This window comes from Tenacibaculum dicentrarchi (genome assembly GCF_964036635.1).
GTDB lineage: Bacteria > Bacteroidota > Bacteroidia > Flavobacteriales > Flavobacteriaceae > Polaribacter > Polaribacter dicentrarchi.
This window is the reverse complement of sequence record NZ_OZ038524.1, coordinates 805,143-821,668: the sequence shown is the minus strand read 5'-3', so window position 1 is coordinate 821,668 and position 16,526 is coordinate 805,143. Positions and strand designations below refer to the sequence as shown.

The window sequence follows — 16,526 nt, the reverse complement described above, 5'->3', positions numbered from 1 at the left end:
TCTTATTTTTGAAGCATGCAAAAATTGAATCTTCCTACCTACAAATTCAGGCTCAAAAGTAACGAAAATAAGACGCTTATTTTTGATAATTTAAGAAAAAAATACTTAGTATTAACTCCTGAAGAATGGGTTCGTCAACATTTTGTGCAGTTTTTAATTGAAGAAAAAAAATATCCTGTTACTTTAATTGCTCTTGAAAAACAATTGACTATAAACAACCTAAAAAAACGAACAGATATTGTTATTTTTTCTTCAGATGGAACGCCGAATATTATAGTAGAATGTAAAGCTCCAAAAATTAAAATTGCTCAAGATACTTTTGACCAAATTGCACGTTATAACTTAAAATTAAATGCTAATTATCTAATTGTTACCAACGGATTAGAGCATTATTTTTGTCAGCTTGATAAAGAAAATGAAACCTATGTTTTTTTAAAAGATATTCCTGATTATAAATAATAAATAATTGATAAATTCGCAATTATGAAAACAGCAGTCGTTATATTAAATTGGAATGGTAAACAATTATTAGAACAATTTTTACCAAGTATTGTAAATTTTAGTGTAAATCAGGCTGAAATTTATGTTGCTGATAATGCTTCTTCTGATGATTCTATCGCTTTTATCAAACAAAATTTTCCGACCGTTAAAATAGTAGAAAATAGTACTAATGGTGGATATGCGAAAGGATATAATGATGCTTTACAACATATTAATGCTGATGTTTATTGTTTAGTAAATTCTGATATTGAGGTTACTAAAAACTGGCTTACTCCTATTTTAGACACTTTTAAAAAAGAAAAAAATACAGCTATTATTCAGCCAAAAATTTTAGACTTTAAAGATAAAACAAAATTTGAATATGCAGGTGCTGGCGGTGGATTTGTCGATTTATATGGTTATCCGTATTGCCGTGGACGAATTTTCAATCATTTAGAAATCGACAACGGACAGTTTAACGATACTACTGAAATTTTTTGGGCTTCTGGAGCTTGTTTTTTTATTCGCTCAAAAGTGTATCATAAGCTAAATGGTTTTGATGAAGATTATTTTGCACATCAAGAAGAAATAGATTTATGTTGGCGAGCAAAAAACGAAAATTTCACAATTAAATATGTAGGAAATTCAACTGTTTATCATGTTGGCGGTGCAACTTTACAAGCAATAAATCCGCAGAAAACCTTTTTAAACTTCAGAAATAGCTTATTAAATATCGTTAAAAATGTACCTACCAAATTGGTCTTCTTTGTGATTTTTTCTCGCTTAGTCTTAGATGGAATTGCAGGACTTAAATTCTTAGCTGAACTTAAACCCAAGCATACTATTGCTATTTTAAAAGCTCATTTTAGTTTTTACGCTAACTTTATTAAGTTTTTAGGAAAAAGAAAAAAACTTAATAAAGAAAATAACTATAATAAACATAGTTCTATCGTTTGGCAATATTATGCTTTAGGTAGAAAAAATTTTAATCAATTAAAATAATTACTTTATTACAAAATATCTAAACTTCCTTTACCTTCTCTTATTACTTCTGGAGAATCGGTAGTTAAATCTATTACTGTTGATGCATAGTTATCACCATAACCACCATCAATAACAATATCAACAATATTTTGCCATTTTTCAAAAATTAATTCAGGGTCTGTGGTGTATTCTATTACCTCATCTTCATCATGAATAGAAGTAGAAACTATTGGATTTCCTAAAGCCTCTACAATAGTTTGTGCTATTATATTGTCAGGAATACGAATACCTATTGTTTTACGCTTTTTAAATACTTTTGGTAATGAATTACTTCCTGGTAAAATAAAAGTATAAGGACCTGGTAAAGCTCTTTTTAATATTTTAAAAGTTGCAGAATCTATCTGTTTAACGTAATCTGATAAATGACTTAAATTATTACAGATAAATGAAAAATTCGATTTTTCTAGCTTCACTCCTTTTATTTTAGCAATTTTTTCTAATGCTTTTGTATTGGTAATATCACAACCTAATCCGTAAACAGTATCTGTTGGATAAATTATTAACCCGCCATTTTGTAAAACTTTTACAATTTTAGCAATTTCTTTCGGATTCGGATTATCGTTATATAGTTTTATAAATTGTGCCATATCTTAAAGATAGTATTTTATCTTCAAAATTAACTATTTTCTTTTAAATAATACGTTATTGATTATCATCAATAAAAAGAAATATTATTATTAAATTTAATATAGAAGAAATAAAAAAGGCAATTTATTTAAAAATAAATTGCCTTTTTTTGATATTAAAAATTATCAAAGTCAAAATCATCAATATTTTCAAAACTTGTAAATCCATCGTTAAATTCATCATCAAAATCATCTTCTAAATCATTTGGTATTTTTGATGTTTTAAATTCTTTTTCTGGTGCTTCATCAGGAATTTCTCCAACAGTTAAAATTATTTTAGTATCAGTAACAACTTCATCTGATTGTTCTACAACCTCAACATAAAATGTCCACATTTGTAAAAAATCATATACATAAATCAATTTATCATTTATATTCGGTAAAGTTTCTTTTATAACACAGGTTGCCATTGATGGTGCTTCGCCATCTTCCGACATATCAAATAAAGGGATTTCTTCTCCTTGATTCCAATCTTCATCTGTTCGGTAAAAAGAAGCCATTTCTTGTCCATTAAAACCAAATGATTTAGCAATATCTGAATGCAAATCTTCTAGTGATTTTGCCTGATTAACAACCAAGGTTCTTATTACATCTTTTTTTGTATCTAAAATTACACGTACTTTATACATTCTATCATTTTTTGTCGCTACAAAAATACGTATTTTTGAATGATAATTTTTAACAAAATGGATAGACAACAATCACTCGAAATACTTAATAGTTATAATAAAAACACCTTAATGGAAACACTTCAAATTGAGTTTGTTGACGTTGGTAAAGATTTTATTACCGCCAAAATGCCTGTAAATTCAAAAGTACATCAGCCTCACGGAATTTTACACGGTGGCGCTACAGCTGCTTTAGCAGAAACGGTTGGTAGCTGTGCTTCGGGATTTTTTTTAAATGATAACAGCAAAATTGTAAAAGGAATTGAGCTTAGTATTAATCATGTAAAAAGTAAAAAAGACGGTACTGTTTTCGCTACTGCAAAAGCCGTTCACCAAGGAAGAACAACGCATTTATGGGAGGTTAAAATTGTTGATGAACAAAAAAAATTAATTTCTTTATGTAAAATAACCAATATTGTTTTAGATAAAAAATAAGCTTATTAGCATAATTATAAAATAAATTTAGTTTGAAAATATTTTCAAAAATAGAAGAATCGCTCAAAAACAAACTACCTTTTGTTGTTTATAGAAAACCAAACTCAACTTTGTTAACTGGTTTTTTTCAAAATAACGACTGCTTATACACCTCTACAAGCTATGCTGAAAGTGGATTTATATTTGCTCCTTTCGATGATAAAAACCCTGCTGTTTTAATTCCTAAAAATAACGCATGTTTTTTAAAAGAAAATTTCTTAGAAGATATTAATTCTGATGATACTTACCTAAAGAGTCAAGAGAAAAACAATACGAAAAACTTCCAAGAAAAAGCACATATCAAGCTAGTTCAAAAAGGAATTGATGCTATTAATTCAGGACTTTTTAAAAAAGTTATTTTATCGAGAAAAGAACTTATAAAACTTACCGATTTTAATATAGTTACTATTTTCAAAAAACTACTTGTAAATTACAACACCGCATTTACCTATGTTTGGTATCATCCGAAGGTAGGAATGTGGCTTGGTGCTACACCTGAAACTTTAGTGAAAATTAAAAAACAGCATTTTGAAACAATGTCTTTGGCAGGAACTCAAGTTTTTAACAATACAACAAACGTTATTTGGCAACCTAAAGAAATCGAAGAACAGCAATTTGTTACCGATTATATAACAGATAAACTTTCTGAAATTTGTAATTCGCTAAAAAAAGGCGGAGTAAAAACAGCGAAAGCAGGAAATTTACTACATTTAAAAACACTTATTTCTGGAGAAATAAACACTAAAAATGCTGTTTTAATAAAAAAACTACACCCAACTCCTGCCGTTTGTGGCTTACCTTTAGAGGCATCTAAAGCATTTATCTTAAAAAACGAAAACTATAATAGAGCATATTATACAGGTTTTTTAGGCGAATTAAACTTAAACGAAACAAGTGAAAACACTTCGGAACTTTTTGTAAATTTACGATGTATGGAAATTAGAAATAATTCGGCAGTTCTTTTTATTGGTGGCGGAATTACCAAAGAAAGTAACCCTGAAAGTGAATGGCTAGAAACGGTTTCAAAATCAGAAACTATGAAAAAAGTATTGTAAATTACATCTTATTAAGTAAAAAGCACCAACTGTTAAAAGTTAGGTGCTTTTAATGTAAATTGAATTTAAAATACTATTTTTTTATCAAAAAATTATTAATTTTCTACTTAAATATCATCAAAAGAAACATTGGTAAAACTTTCTGTCGATGCAGTTATAACCTCATTACTTTCTTCTTCTTCTTTTTTGTAATCTTTTTGATGACGCTCACTAATTACTTCTGAACCTTTTTCATTAACAATAAAATCTGTTGCCTTGTTTAGCATTTCTTTAAAGTCTAAAAAATCTTCTTTATATAAATAAATTTTATGTTTTTGATAATGAAAAGAGCCATCATCGTGCGTAAATTTTTTACTTTCAGTGACTGTTAAATAGTAGTCATCTGCTTTTGTAGACCTTACATCAAAAAAGTAGGTTCTTCTTCCTGCTCTTAAAACTTGTGAAAAAATCTCTTCTTGTTCTACTCTCTCTCGCTCACTCATAGTTCGTTTCTTAAATAATAATTATTTACTTAAAATTGCTCAACAAATCTAATAAAATAATTGATTTGGCAATACGAAACATTACATTTCTTTTTCTAAAAGTTGTTGTTCATATAACTCTTTATAATAACCCGTCACTTTTATTAATTGATTATGAACACCTTGCTGAATAACTTTACCTGCATCTAAAACTATTATTTTATCAGCATTTTTAACAGACGAAATACTGTGACTAATTATGATACTTGTTTTATCTTTAGAAATACGGCCTAAATTTGAGAGAATTTGTTGCTCTGTTTCAGTATCAACTGCCGATAAACAATCATCAAAAATTAATACCTTCGGATTCTTAATAATAGCTCTAGCAATAGCGGTTCGTTGTTTTTGTCCGCCCGATAAAGTAACGCCTCTTTCACCTAAAACAGTTTGATATCCATTTTTAAAATTGATAATATTATCATGAATTACCGCATTTTTAGCAGCTTCAATAATTTGTTGTTTCGTAGCATTTTCTTTCCCAAATTTAATATTATTCTCAAGACTATCAGAAAACAAGAATGGATCTTGCGGTACAAAACCAATTTGATTTCTAACATCATATAAATTACAGTCTTTTATATTTTTTCCATCTATTAAAACTTCACCTTCAGTAGCATCATATAATCGAGAAATTAAATTTATAATAGTTGATTTACCACTTCCTGTAGTTCCTAAAATTGCCAAGGTTTCACCCTTTTCAATAATTAAATTAACTTTCTTTAATGCAGTTATATTAGTATCATCATAAGTTAAAGAAACATCTTTAAATTCAATTTTACCTTGTATTTTAGTATGTGTATTTGTATTGTTTCTAATTTCTGGAATTTGCTCTAAAAACTCATTAATTCGTTCTTGCGATGCTGCTGCCTGTTGTACCGTTGAAGTTACCCACCCAACTACTGCAACTGGCCAAGTAAGTATATTTACATACATAACAAACGAAGCAATAGCACCTAATTGAATTTCGCCAGCAATATATTGTTGCCCTCCAATATATAAAACGATAATATTACTAACTCCTATTAATAAAATCATCAATGGAAAAAATAACGCTTGTACTTTATGTAATTCAATATTTTTCTCTTTGCTTTTATCGGCAATTTCATCAAAAGAAGCAATTACAGCTGGTTCTATTGCATACGATTTAACTACGTTAATTCCTGAAAAAAACTCTTGATTAAATGTTGTTAATTTTGATAAATATTCTTGAACAATTGTACTGCGTTTATTAATTTGTTTACTTAATATAAAAATAGATACCGACAAAATAGGAAACGGAATCATAGTGTATAAAGTTAATTTTGGCGAAATTGCATACATTTGACTAAAACCAATAATTAATGATATTATCATATTTAAAGTATACATAATTGCTGGACCAAAATACATACGCACTTTAGAAACGTCTTCACTTATACGATTCATTAAATCACCTGTTCTATTTTTTTTATAAAAATTAGTAGATAATCGTTGATATTGCTGATAAATTTCATTTTTTAAATCAAACTCAATCATTCTAGACATTACAATAATGGTTTGTCTCATAAAAAAAGTAAAAAAACCTCCCAATAAAGTAACCCCTATAATCAGCATTATATTATCAAACAAAACAGCTTTTACTTCGGATAAATCTGTTATTTTTCCTAATTGATAATCCTCAACAACATTTAATGAATTACCTACAAAATCAGGAATTTTAAGAGTTAAAATTTTCGCTAAAACCGTAATTACAGTTCCTAATAATAAACGCCATTTATATTTAAAAAAATATTTATTAAGATATTTTAATGATTTCAAGATAAAAAATGTTTTTAAGTTAAAAAAACAACTCGACAAAGTGACACTGTTAAAGATACTGTAATTAAGACTTCTTTTTTTGCTTATGTTTTAACGATTTCTTATTTTTGTCTTCAAATTTTTTTAGATTACTAAATCAATCTCTAAATTAAAACCAAAACAAATGAAATCAGAAATCGTTGATATTAAAGACCTTAAGAATGACCCAGTATTTGGTCAATTATCTTTTGACAATCACGAACAAATCGTTTTTTGTAATGACGAAGATACAGGTTTAAAAGCAATAATTGGTATTCATAATACAACATTAGGTCCTGCCTTAGGAGGTACTAGAATGTGGCAATATAATAGTGAATGGGAAGCTCTTAATGATGTATTACGTTTATCACGTGGAATGACTTATAAATCAGCAATTACAGGATTAAATCTTGGTGGTGGTAAAGCTGTTATTATAGGTGATGCTAAAACTCAAAAAAACGATGCTTTAATGCGTAAGTTTGGAGAATATGTAAATTCATTAAGTGGAAAATACCTTACCGCAGAAGATATTGGTATGGAAACTCGTGATATGGATATTATTCGTGAAGTAACTCCACATGTAACAGGTGTATCTGAAGCAATTGGTGGGTCAGGAAATCCATCACCTGTAACTGCTTATGGAGTTTATATGGGTATGAAAGCTGCTTCTAAATATCGTTTTGGCTCAGATAACTTAGCTGGTAAAAAAGTATTAGTTCAAGGAGTTGGGCATGTTGGTGAAACTCTAGTTAAGCATATTACCGATGAAGGTGCACAAGTAATTTTAAACGATATTAACGAAGCTCGTTTAGAGGAATTAAGTAAAAAATACGGAGCTAATGTTGTTTTAGGAAATGACATTTACGGCTTAGATATCGATATTTATGCGCCATGTGCATTAGGTGCTACCTTAAATGACAAAAGTATTGCTCAATTAAATGCTAAAGTTGTTGCTGGAGCTGCTAATAATCAATTAGCAAATGAGTTAAAGCACGGACAATTATTAAGAGAAAAAGGAATTGCATATGCTCCTGATTTTTTAATTAATGCTGGTGGAATTATTAACGTATATGCTGAAGTTGCAGGTTACGACAAAGCGGAAAGCCTTAAAAGAACTGAAAATATTTACAATACAACATTAGATATTTTTAACTTAGCAGATAAAGAAAACATTACAACACACCAAGCGGCTTTTAATATTGCACAAGCTAGAATTGATGCTCGTAAAAAAGAACAAAATAGCTAGCTAAAAAATAAAAAAGTTTTACTTTTGCAGAGCGTTAGAAATACTTTCTATCGCTCTTTTTTTTTTAAAGTTTTAAAAGTTCTTTCAAATGATTAACAGAAGACATATTCGAGTTAAAGTAATGCAGTCGGTTTACGCAATGCAACAATCGCACAGTGATGACATCCTAAAAGAAGAAAAGTTCTTAAAAGACAGCATTGATAAAATGTATGACTTATATGTTCTAAACCTTCAATTATTAATTCAAGTTCAAAAATTAGCAAATAAGAGAATAGCCCTTTCTAAAAAGAAAATACTTGCTACTAAAGAAGAATTAAATCCTAACACTAAATTTATTGACAATCGAGTAATCAATAAATTAAATGAAAGCACAAGCTTAAGTGCTTATGTTGAACTTCATGAGCTTAACTATTGGGAACTTGATAGTGAATATGTACGAATTATTTTAGATGAATTATTAAACAGTGAGCTATATGAAAACTACATAAACAATCCTAATGATTCATATCATATTGATAGTGCTTTTGTAGTTGCTTTTTTCAAAGAAATTATAGCGCCTAACGAAAAATTAGCCGATTATTTTGAAGATAAAATGATTTCTTGGGTTGATGATATTCCTTTTATAAACACTTGGGTTGTTAAATCATTAAACAAACAAAAAGCTCAGAATCCTTTTATCCTTGGAAACCTTTATAAAGATAGTGAAGACAAGCAATTTGTATCTAAATTATTTCAAAAAACAGTATTAAATCAACATACCTACGAAGACGATATTATTGAAAAAACACCTAACTGGGAAGCTGATAGAATCGCCGATATTGACATGATTATTATCAAAATGTCGATTACTGAATTTTTACATTTCCCATCAATTCCTAGTAGCGTAAGTATTAATGAATATATTGAGGTAGCAAAAGATTATTCAACTAATAAAAGTAGCTATTTTATTAATGGTGTTTTAGATAAATTGTCAAAAGATTATTTAGCATCTAATAAGATGGTTAAAATTGGTAGAGGTTTATTATAAAAAATTATTATTTTTACAAAAACAAATTAAAATATTTAACATGAAGAAAATAGCAGTAGCAATTGCAGTTATTCTATCAACAGGATTTTTTATTTCTTGTGGAAAAAGCGATGCCTCATCTAAAGTAAAAAAAGAGAATGTAGAAAACGCTGAAAAAAGAGATGTTTCTATTAGTAAAGGAACAGCTTCTATTTCTTTTGATAAAGAAGAGCATAATTTTGGAACTGTAAACGAAGGTGAAGTTGTTAAAACTACCTTTACGGTAACAAACAGCGGTAAAACCGACTTGGTAATTACAAATGCACAAGCAAGTTGTGGATGTACAGTGCCTGTATGGCCTAAAGGCGCTATTGCACCTGGAGAAACTGGAGAAATTCAAGTAAGTTTTAATACTAGTGGGAAACCAAATAAGCAATCTAAATCTATTACATTAACAACCAATACCGTAAAAGGTAAAGAAGTTATTAAGATTACTGGTATGGTAACTCCTAAAAAGAAAACAGTATAATGTTTATAACTATTTTTTTACAAGCAAGTACCCAAGAAAGTATTATGAATATGCTTCCTTTTTTAGCAATGATAGGTGTTTTTTATTTTTTAATTATTCGTCCACAGATGAAACGTCAAAAAGATGAAAAAAAATTTCAAGCTACTGTTGTCAAAGGAATTAAAGTAATTACCTCTAGTGGTATTCATGGTAAAATTGTTGAAATTAACGATACCGACAATACTGTTACTATTGAAACAGGTGCTGGTAAAATTAAATTTGAACGCTCTGCTATTTCAATGGAATTAAGCAAGAAATACACAGCCGTTAAAAAATAACAACAGCTACTTTTTTATAAAAAAGAGCGCTAATTAGCGCTCTTTTTTTGTTTTTTATGTAGATTGCAGTATATTCTAAACTTTGAAAAAAAACTTTAACATACCTAAAACCTTTTTTGGATTTTTATCAGCTTCCGTTCTTTTTTGGTTGCTCATAAATTTATCAAAAAAATATACTACCGAAATAGAAATAGCGGTAACTTATAGCAATATTACTATACAAAAAACAATTATTAATACACCAATCAAAAAAATATCGCTTATAGTAAAAGGAAGTGGGTTTAAATTAATTTCTCAAAATTTTACAAATTCTACTGTAAAACTAGATTTAGAAAAAGCTCATAAGAAAAAAAATAATAACTATTATTTTTTAACTAAAAACAGCTACTCAGAAGTACAACGGCAGCTAAATTCAGGAATTGAATTAATTAAATTTCAAAGAGATAGTATTCCTTTAGAAATGGGGAATTTAGCTTCAAAAAAAGTACCCTTAAAAACAAACTTAGAACTCAATTTTCAACTAGGATATGATTTAGCTAGCCCTATAAAAATAACACCTAGCCATGTGTTAATTTCAGGAGAAACTTCTTTAATCGATAAAATTAACTTTTTAAATTTATCAAAAGAAACATTAAAAAATATTTCTGAAAGTACTACTCTTAAAAGTACTATTGAAACTCCAAAACAAGTGAAAAAGGAGGTTAGTTTTGCTAAAATAAGTATCATTGTCGATAAATTTACAGAGGGAGATATAGAAGTTCCTATCACCATTAAAAACGCCCCAAAAAACATCAATATATTCCCTAAAAAAGTAAAGGTAATTTACAAGGTAGGTTTAAAAAATTTTAATAAAATAAATGCTAATCTGTTTAAAGTATCCTGTGATTATAAGCAGATAACAAGTAACGAAACGTCTTATTTAACGCCTAAATTAATACAGTTTCCTGATTCTATTACAATACAGCGAATAGTTCCTAAAAAAATAGATTTTTTAATACATAAAAAAACAAAAAAATAATGGTTATAGGTTTAACAGGTGGCATTGGTAGCGGAAAATCTACAGTAGTAAAAATGTTTGCTGAATATAAAAATAGCGCTATTTATATTGCAGATAATGAAGCTAAAAAATTAATGAATTCTTCAGATGAAATTAAAACCAAATTAATCGCTGAATTTGGTGAAAATGTTTACAAAAACAAGCTATTAAACAAGCCTTTTTTAGCCGATATTGTTTTTAATGATAAAGATAAATTAGCTACTTTAAACTCTATTGTACATCCTGTGGTAAACAATCATTTTCAAGTTTTTATCCGTAAAAATGCCGATAAAAACTATATTTTATATGAAAATGCCATTCTTTTTGAAAACGGTAGTAATATTTTTTGTGATAAAATAATTACCGTAACAGCTCCTGAAAACATCAGGATTGAACGTGTTTTAAAAAGAGATAACACTACAACTGATGCTATTAAAAACCGTATTAATAATCAATGGAGTCAAATAAAAAAAACACTGCAATCTCATTATATTATTGAAAATATTACTCGTAAAAACACACAGTATCAGGTTGATATAATTCATGCTATTTTAACTAAAAAAGTGATAAATTAACGTTTTACAATACTTTTTTGTTAATTTTTTCTTAATTTAATAAAAACTTAGTTAATATACGTTAAAAGCAATGTGCTGTTCATTTTATTAATTTATTTTTGGATAATGGGTAAAAAAATATTTATTCTTATTGTTGTTTTAATGAGTATTTCCTTAATTGGAATTATCTCAGTTCAAGTGTATTGGATTAAAGACGCTGTAAAAAACAAGCAACAACAATTTGACAACAACATCAAAATTGCATTAGCTAGAACTTCTGAAAGGATTAAAGAAAGAGAGTACGCTGATTTTTTCCAAAACAATCAAGAATTTCTTAAAGATAAAAAATTTGTTTCTAAAGCAAAAATAACTACCTATTTATTTCAACAAATAGACACTACTAATAAAAGAAAATTCACCTTCGGAACAACTGTTTTAGGAGAAAGCATTAAAATGCCTGCTGATTTTATTGATAATGATTCTATTGTTATTAAACGGTATTCAGGGAAACAAGATTTTTATTTTTCGCAAATAATGAAATCAAATAATGATTTTACACCCTTTGTTAAAGAAAGTCGAGTTTCACAATTTAAAACATATCCTAAATTCAATAAACAATTAATTGAAGATATGTTGCAGGAAAGAAAAAAAATATTCCCTATAAATCAACGAATTAGCAATAAAGAACTGAATTTAACTATCAAAGAAGAATTGGCTAAAATGAATATCACCCAAAAATTTAAATACGGGGTATATGAAGACGGATTAGCCACACAATTAAAATCGGGTTATTTTAATATACAACCAAACGATGCAAATTATCCTTTATTAGCCGATGATAATGGCATTAGTAAATATAAATTATATATAAAATTCCCTAATGAACGCAAAAAATTATTATCAGAAATATTTAACATTTTAGGGCTTTCTTTATTATTTATAATTATCATTATTGTTGCTTTTACTACATCACTATATCAATTAATTCGTCAAAAGAAAATATCAGCAATAAAAACAGATTTTATCAATAATATGACCCATGAGTTTAAAACACCTATTGCAACTATAAATTTAGCTTTAGATGCCATTAAAAACCCAAAAATAATATCAGAACCTGAAAAAATAAAACGCTATGTAAAAATGATTCGTGAAGAAAATAAACGAATGCACGGACAGGTTGAAAATGTTTTACGAATTTCTAGGTTAGAAAAAAATCAGATTGAAATTACTAAAGATGCCACCGATATGCACGATACTATTGAAGAGGCTATTGAGCATATTCAATTATTAGTCGATGATAAAAAAGGAACAGTAACCCCACATTATCAGGCAATATCTACCGAGGTTCTTGGTAATCAATTTCACCTAACAAATATAATTGTAAATATCTTAGAAAATGCTTTAAAATATTCAGAAGGCGCTCCTAAAATTGATATTTATACAGAAAACACCAATAAATACTTTATTTTTAAAGTAAAAGACCAAGGAATTGGAATGAGTCGAAATGCTCAAAAATATATTTTTGATAAATTTTACAGAGAACACAACGGAAATATACACAATGTAAAAGGGCACGGTTTAGGATTGGCTTATGTAAAAGAAATTATTGACAGCCATCAAGGGTCTGTTTACGTTGAAAGTGAAAAAGGTAAAGGAAGCTTATTTACAGTGAAATTACCATTAATATAAAATTAAATACATGGGAAGTAAAAAAATATTATTAGTAGAAGACGATCCTAATTTCGGAACAGTTCTTAAAGATTATTTAGCCTTAAACGATTATAACATTACACTTGCTAAAGATGGTATTGACGGACTAATCATGTTTAAGAATGGTGAATATGATTTATGTATTTTAGATGTAATGATGCCTCGTAAAGATGGATTTTCATTAGCCCAAGATATCCGAGCAACAAACAAAGAAGTACCTATTATATTTTTAACTGCTAAAACATTAAAAGAAGATGTTTTAAGAGGATATCAGGTTGGTGCAGATGATTATTTAAATAAACCTTTTGATTCTGAAGTTTTATTACACAAAATCAAAGCGATTTTACAACGTAAAGAAAACGAAAAATCGAGCGATTCTGATGAATTTGAATTTAAAATTGGTAACTTCGAATTTAACTCAAAATTACGTCACCTTTCACTAAATGGCACGGAGCCTCAAAAACTTTCGCCAAAAGAAAGTAAATTATTAAGAATGTTAGCAGTGCATAAAAATGATTTAATGCCACGTGAATTAGCCTTAACAAAAATTTGGAGAGATGATAATTATTTCACTTCTAGAAGTATGGATGTATATATAGCCAAACTTCGAAAATATTTAAAAGGTGATGAAAATGTTGAAATCATCAATATTCATGGGGAAGGTTTTCGATTGTTAGAAAAAGTATAAAACACTAGTTTATCAATCATTTTTTATCAAAAAACACACAATAAAAAGACTTCCTTTTCCCAGGAAGTCTTTTTATTTTTGTATCAGGGTATAAAATAATTTAATCAATAAATGGTAGCTTTTCTTTGCTTGCTTTACCTATTAAAACATCGACTTTTAAAATTTTTTCAATCGTCGTAGCAATCTGATTTGTATATAATTGGCTTGATGTTTTTACCTCTCCTTGCTTAGTAACACCTTTTCCAAAAGCAGCAATCCAAACCTGATCTGATCCTTTTATAGTATATGTTTTTCCATGGTCTTTTAAGTTATTTCCGTGATGTTTCCATGTTTCTAAAGGCGCTGTTCCCCTTCCGTGATCTGTGGTTATAATAAAAGTAGTGTTGTTTTTGTAATAAGTATCATTTTGGATAAAATTCCACAAATCTTTAATAAAAGTATCCGATCTTTTTATAGCGTTTAAATACTGATCGTACTTACCATCGTGGGCAAAATCATCGGTTTCTCCGTAGGCTATATAAACCAAATCAGGATGTTTTTCTTTCATATAATTAAGAGCGTAATTATGTGTAAAAACGTCTAATCGCACATTGTGCCAAGGGCTTGGTGTTTGTTTTTCTACCGCTGAAATACCTGTTGTTCTATCGGCAGATTCAAAACCTGCATTTATTAGTAATTTACTTCTTGTTCTATTAATAATACTCGGAAAAACATCCCAACTAGCAAAAGCAGCTACCTTATTTTTATAGGCTTCTGAATTATTTACTAATTCTAAAATTGTTTTATTAGGATTATCAATTTTAGCATTGCTTTTTATCCTTTTATCATCTGATAATCCACATAAAATTTCACTATAACCAGGATATGAAAACCAACGGTTATTGGTTAAATTTACTTTATTACCTTCCTTTCTGTTTCCATAAATAACACCATTTTTAGCGATATAACTCCACATAAAAGGAAACAAAACTTCCCTTCTTTTACTTGGTTTTTTTGCCCAAAAATGCGATGCTAATACTGCAGTGTCTTTTACATATTTATCATTAGAAATTAACAGAGAATCTGCTCCTGAAAATAATTCTTGCCAACGAACACCATCTAACGTTATTAAAACAACTTTTGGAGTAGCTGGTTTCTTTTGGGCTTGTTTATTTTCTTCTTGCTGATTATTTTTATTGCTTTTATCCTTATTATTTACTTGTTTATTACAAGCGGTTAAGGCTATTAAAAACAAGATAAAAAACACTTTTATTTTTATCATAATTACTTTATTTGAAGTACTAATATTAAAAAAACCTGCTGTAATTGCTTTGCAAAACAATAATCACAACAGGTTTGGTTTGTCTTTAAAATTTATTTTATTCTTTTATTTATCCCACCAAGATTTAGCGTTATAATTATTTTCTCCTAACCAAGAAAGCGCTGCTATATTATTTACTTTATTGGTAAAAGTTTCTTCCGATGGATATTTAAATCGCACTGGTATTTTATCTGAATTTGTATTATTAAGCGCTGCTGTTAAAACAGGAAGCCCTGTTCTTCGATAATCAAACCAAGATTCATAACCCGACATAATATTTGCCAAGTATTTTTGTGTTATAATATTTTCTACGGTTCCTTTAAAGGCTCCTTTTGATGTTGCAGTTAAATAATCCGAAGGAATTTCGATATTTCTATATTCAAAATTTGCTTTTACCGCATTTTCATAATGTAACTTCGCTTTTGAGCTATCGATAAAACCTTTGCTTGCTGCTTCGGATAAAATAAACTCCTGCTCAAAATAGCTTGCAAAAACCATATCTAATACATTGCTAGCTCTTAAATTATCCGATAAACCAGTATAATTACCCGATCTATCATTTGAACCTGGTGTTATTCCGACATAGGAATTTGACGCGTTTGGCTTATAATAAAAAGAAATTCGAGGGTCTTCTCTGTCGGTTAACATTTTTAAAATAGTCGTTGTAATGTTTAAAATTTTAAAATCGCCTTCTCTTGCTGTTGATAAATACCAATTATTTGGTGCTGAAGTAAATGGTAAAATAGCATTATCGGCATTCGATTTAAAAATATCTCCTGAGGCTACAATCTGATTTATTTGAGCAGCCGCATTGGGGTATTTATCACTAATCCTAAGCAAATAACGCAATCTTAAAACATTTGCAAATTTTATCCAAGCATTTTTATTTCCCGCAAACATTACATCTCCTGTTATTGATGATTTATCTTTTGATAAAGTACTCACAGCCTGAGAAAGTAATTGCAAAACACCATTTGAAGCCGTGTAAATATCCTTTTGTTTATCGTATTTTGGTGTTAAATTATTTTTATCACCTGCTTCAAAAAAAGGAATCGGACCATATAAATCGGTTAATTGCGCGCCAATAAAAGCCTTCATTATTTTGGCAACAGCCTTCATTGAGGCATTCGTTTTTTGCTCATTTAAAACGTCATTCATATCTCCTAAAAGCCTGTTATCGGTAATCCAAAGTGAATTATTGGCATCAATTTTATATTGATCTATTACATTAAAGTCAGACTTACCTTGCTCTTGCATTAAAATACTTGCGTAGGTAAAACCACCGCTAGTCGTTTGATTTCCTACCGTATAAATTGCATTGGTTAGTAAATAAGTTGCCTGGGCAGTAGTTGGTTCATTTGGGTTTATATTAATATCGCCAAAATCATCACAAGAAATAAAGGTTGCAACTGCAAGGACTATGAATCCTTTAAATATTTTAGTAACTTTCATATTTT

General features: G+C 28.6%; 18 protein-coding genes. 12 read left to right on the top strand and 6 right to left on the bottom strand.

Going from position 1 to position 16,526, the window contains the following annotated elements; translation table 11 throughout:
* Positions 1 to 15 precede the first annotated feature (15 nt).
* Together ABNT14_RS03695 and ABNT14_RS03690 are read left to right on the top strand one after the other, a co-directional pair.
* Positions 16 to 459, top strand: a complete 444-nt coding sequence (locus ABNT14_RS03695) for a type I restriction enzyme HsdR N-terminal domain-containing protein (RefSeq protein WP_101903589.1) — start codon at positions 16 to 18, stop codon at positions 457 to 459.
* A gap of 24 nt (positions 460 to 483) precedes the next feature.
* On the top strand, positions 484 to 1,482 hold the full coding sequence (locus tag ABNT14_RS03690) for a glycosyltransferase family 2 protein (RefSeq protein ID WP_101903590.1): 999 nt from the start codon (positions 484 to 486) through the stop codon (positions 1,480 to 1,482).
* A gap of 8 nt (positions 1,483 to 1,490) precedes the next feature.
* Here ABNT14_RS03690 and ABNT14_RS03685 read toward each other — a convergent pair whose 3' ends face one another.
* Together ABNT14_RS03685 and ABNT14_RS03680 are read right to left on the bottom strand one after the other, a co-directional pair.
* A complete protein-coding gene (locus ABNT14_RS03685; protein WP_101903591.1) occupies positions 1,491 to 2,111 on the bottom strand; it encodes an L-threonylcarbamoyladenylate synthase in 621 nt (206 codons plus the stop codon).
* A gap of 155 nt (positions 2,112 to 2,266) precedes the next feature.
* Positions 2,267 to 2,779 (bottom strand): IS1096 element passenger TnpR family protein, encoded by a 513-nt coding sequence (locus ABNT14_RS03680; RefSeq protein ID WP_101903675.1) that lies wholly within the window; start codon positions 2,777 to 2,779, stop codon positions 2,267 to 2,269.
* A gap of 57 nt (positions 2,780 to 2,836) precedes the next feature.
* Between ABNT14_RS03680 and ABNT14_RS03675 the strand changes: the two genes are divergently transcribed.
* Entirely contained in the window at positions 2,837 to 3,253 is a 417-nt protein-coding gene (locus ABNT14_RS03675; protein WP_101903592.1) for a PaaI family thioesterase, read from the top strand.
* Between the two features lie 32 nt (positions 3,254 to 3,285).
* Positions 3,286 to 4,347, top strand: coding sequence for an isochorismate synthase (locus ABNT14_RS03670; protein ID WP_101903593.1), 1,062 nt, complete (start codon positions 3,286 to 3,288; stop codon positions 4,345 to 4,347).
* Positions 4,348 to 4,454: 107 nt separating this feature from the next.
* On the opposite strand, the gene ABNT14_RS03665 is transcribed toward ABNT14_RS03670, so the two are convergent.
* Both ABNT14_RS03665 and ABNT14_RS03660 read right to left on the bottom strand, forming a co-directional pair.
* Entirely contained in the window at positions 4,455 to 4,829 is a 375-nt protein-coding gene (locus ABNT14_RS03665) for a PUR family DNA/RNA-binding protein (RefSeq protein ID WP_101903594.1), read from the bottom strand.
* Positions 4,830 to 4,910: 81 nt separating this feature from the next.
* A complete protein-coding gene (locus ABNT14_RS03660; protein ID WP_101903595.1) occupies positions 4,911 to 6,665 on the bottom strand; it encodes an ABC transporter ATP-binding protein in 1,755 nt (584 codons plus the stop codon).
* 163 nt (positions 6,666 to 6,828) lie between these two features.
* Between ABNT14_RS03660 and ABNT14_RS03655 the strand changes: the two genes are divergently transcribed.
* From ABNT14_RS03655 to ABNT14_RS03620, 8 genes are all read left to right on the top strand, one after another.
* On the top strand, positions 6,829 to 7,929 hold the full coding sequence (locus ABNT14_RS03655) for a Glu/Leu/Phe/Val family dehydrogenase (protein WP_101903596.1): 1,101 nt from the start codon (positions 6,829 to 6,831) through the stop codon (positions 7,927 to 7,929).
* 88 nt (positions 7,930 to 8,017) lie between these two features.
* Entirely contained in the window at positions 8,018 to 8,956 is a 939-nt protein-coding gene (locus ABNT14_RS03650) for a transcription antitermination protein NusB (RefSeq protein ID WP_101903597.1), read from the top strand.
* Positions 8,957 to 8,996: 40 nt separating this feature from the next.
* Positions 8,997 to 9,464 (top strand): DUF1573 domain-containing protein, encoded by a 468-nt coding sequence (locus ABNT14_RS03645; RefSeq protein WP_101903676.1) that lies wholly within the window; start codon positions 8,997 to 8,999, stop codon positions 9,462 to 9,464.
* Positions 9,464 to 9,781, top strand: a complete 318-nt coding sequence (yajC, locus tag ABNT14_RS03640) for a preprotein translocase subunit YajC (RefSeq protein WP_101903598.1) — start codon at positions 9,464 to 9,466, stop codon at positions 9,779 to 9,781. Before ABNT14_RS03645 ends, yajC begins: the two co-directional genes overlap by 1 nt.
* A gap of 82 nt (positions 9,782 to 9,863) precedes the next feature.
* Positions 9,864 to 10,799 carry a hypothetical protein gene (locus tag ABNT14_RS03635; RefSeq protein WP_101903599.1) on the top strand — a complete coding sequence of 312 codons (936 nt, stop codon included), beginning with the start codon at positions 9,864 to 9,866 and terminating at the stop codon, positions 10,797 to 10,799.
* Complete coding sequence (coaE, locus tag ABNT14_RS03630; RefSeq protein ID WP_251007414.1) at positions 10,799 to 11,392, top strand: dephospho-CoA kinase; 594 nt, start codon at positions 10,799 to 10,801, stop codon at positions 11,390 to 11,392. Before ABNT14_RS03635 ends, coaE begins: the two co-directional genes overlap by 1 nt.
* Positions 11,393 to 11,497: 105 nt before the next feature.
* Positions 11,498 to 13,060 (top strand): sensor histidine kinase, encoded by a 1,563-nt coding sequence (locus ABNT14_RS03625; protein ID WP_101903601.1) that lies wholly within the window; start codon positions 11,498 to 11,500, stop codon positions 13,058 to 13,060.
* A gap of 10 nt (positions 13,061 to 13,070) precedes the next feature.
* Entirely contained in the window at positions 13,071 to 13,769 is a 699-nt protein-coding gene (locus ABNT14_RS03620; protein ID WP_101903602.1) for a response regulator transcription factor, read from the top strand.
* Positions 13,770 to 13,869: 100 nt separating this feature from the next.
* Here ABNT14_RS03620 and ABNT14_RS03615 read toward each other — a convergent pair whose 3' ends face one another.
* Entirely contained in the window at positions 13,870 to 15,030 is a 1,161-nt protein-coding gene (locus ABNT14_RS03615; protein WP_101903677.1) for an alkaline phosphatase family protein, read from the bottom strand.
* 105 nt (positions 15,031 to 15,135) lie between these two features.
* Positions 15,136 to 16,521 (bottom strand): SusD/RagB family nutrient-binding outer membrane lipoprotein, encoded by a 1,386-nt coding sequence (locus ABNT14_RS03610; RefSeq protein WP_101903603.1) that lies wholly within the window; start codon positions 16,519 to 16,521, stop codon positions 15,136 to 15,138.
* Between the last annotated feature and the right edge of the window lie 5 nt (positions 16,522 to 16,526).

Bases quoted from the DNA above. Each gene is read 5' to 3' on its own strand.
- ABNT14_RS03695 (WP_101903589.1), top strand. From the start codon at position 16: ATGCAAAAATTGAATCTTCCTACCTACAAATTCAGGCTCAAAAGTAAC.
- ABNT14_RS03690 (WP_101903590.1), top strand. From the start codon at position 484: ATGAAAACAGCAGTCGTTATATTAAATTGGAATGGTAAACAATTATTA.
- ABNT14_RS03685 (WP_101903591.1), bottom strand. From the start codon at position 2,111: ATGGCACAATTTATAAAACTATATAACGATAATCCGAATCCGAAAGAA.
- ABNT14_RS03680 (WP_101903675.1), bottom strand. From the start codon at position 2,779: ATGTATAAAGTACGTGTAATTTTAGATACAAAAAAAGATGTAATAAGA.
- ABNT14_RS03675 (WP_101903592.1), top strand. From the start codon at position 2,837: ATGGATAGACAACAATCACTCGAAATACTTAATAGTTATAATAAAAAC.
- ABNT14_RS03665 (WP_101903594.1), bottom strand. From the start codon at position 4,829: ATGAGTGAGCGAGAGAGAGTAGAACAAGAAGAGATTTTTTCACAAGTT.
- ABNT14_RS03655 (WP_101903596.1), top strand. From the start codon at position 6,829: ATGAAATCAGAAATCGTTGATATTAAAGACCTTAAGAATGACCCAGTA.
- ABNT14_RS03650 (WP_101903597.1), top strand. From the start codon at position 8,018: ATGATTAACAGAAGACATATTCGAGTTAAAGTAATGCAGTCGGTTTAC.
- ABNT14_RS03645 (WP_101903676.1), top strand. From the start codon at position 8,997: ATGAAGAAAATAGCAGTAGCAATTGCAGTTATTCTATCAACAGGATTT.
- yajC (WP_101903598.1), top strand. From the start codon at position 9,464: ATGTTTATAACTATTTTTTTACAAGCAAGTACCCAAGAAAGTATTATG.
- coaE (WP_251007414.1), top strand. From the start codon at position 10,799: ATGGTTATAGGTTTAACAGGTGGCATTGGTAGCGGAAAATCTACAGTA.
- ABNT14_RS03625 (WP_101903601.1), top strand. From the start codon at position 11,498: ATGGGTAAAAAAATATTTATTCTTATTGTTGTTTTAATGAGTATTTCC.
- ABNT14_RS03620 (WP_101903602.1), top strand. From the start codon at position 13,071: ATGGGAAGTAAAAAAATATTATTAGTAGAAGACGATCCTAATTTCGGA.
- ABNT14_RS03615 (WP_101903677.1), bottom strand. From the start codon at position 15,030: ATGATAAAAATAAAAGTGTTTTTTATCTTGTTTTTAATAGCCTTAACC.
- ABNT14_RS03610 (WP_101903603.1), bottom strand. From the start codon at position 16,521: ATGAAAGTTACTAAAATATTTAAAGGATTCATAGTCCTTGCAGTTGCA.